Annotated in this window: 1 protein-coding gene; it reads right to left on the bottom strand. The window is 67.3% G+C overall.

Features of this window, described 5'->3' with window-relative positions:
• Nucleotides 1–773, bottom strand: a 773-nt coding sequence (locus B447_RS21545; RefSeq protein ID WP_004249401.1) for a methyl-accepting chemotaxis protein, incomplete at both ends; no start/stop codon positions are given.

Raw genomic sequence — 773 nt, forward strand, 5'->3', positions numbered from 1 at the left:
CCGCCGAGCTCCTCGGCGGTGGCGGCGAGCTCTTCGGAGGCCGAGGCGTTCTGCTGGGTGGCCTTGTTGAGCTGGCCCATGGCGTTGTTGATCTGGCCGACGCCGGCGGTCTGCTCCTGGCTGGCCGAGGCGATCTCCTGCACGAGGTCGGAGGTCTTGTTGATCGAGGGCACGATCTCGTCGAGCAGCGTACCCGCGCGCTCGGCCAGGTGGACCGAGTTGCCGGCGAGCTGGCCGATCTCCTGGGCGGCGACCTGGCTGCGCTCGGCGAGCTTTCTGACCTCGGCGGCGACCACCGCAAAGCCCTTGCCGTGCTCGCCGGCACGGGCCGCTTCGATGGCGGCGTTGAGCGCGAGCAGGTTGGTCTGGTAGGCGATGTCATCGATGATGCCGATCTTGCCGGCGATGTTCTTCATCGCCTCGACCGTGGATTTGACGGCCTGGCCGCCCTCGCCGGCTTCGGAGGCGGCCTTGGTGGCCATGGCGTCGGTGATCTTGGCGTTTTCCGAGTTCTGGTTGATCGAGGCGCTCATCTGCTCGATCGAAGCCGAGGTTTCCTCGACGCTGGCGGCCTGCTCGGAGGAGGACTGGGACAGGCTCTGAGCGGTGGCCGAGACCTGGCCTGCGGCGTTGGTGAGCGCATCGGCCGCGCCACGGACCTGCTCGATGATCTCGGCGAGCTTGTCCATGGACTCGTTGACTGCGTTCTGCAGCACCTGGAAGTCGCCGGCGTAGTTGTCGGTGATCTTCTGGGTGAGGTCGCCCCCGGAGAG

It is taken from the genome of Thauera sp. 27 (assembly GCF_000310125.2).
Classification (GTDB): domain Bacteria; phylum Pseudomonadota; class Gammaproteobacteria; order Burkholderiales; family Rhodocyclaceae; genus Thauera; species Thauera mechernichensis.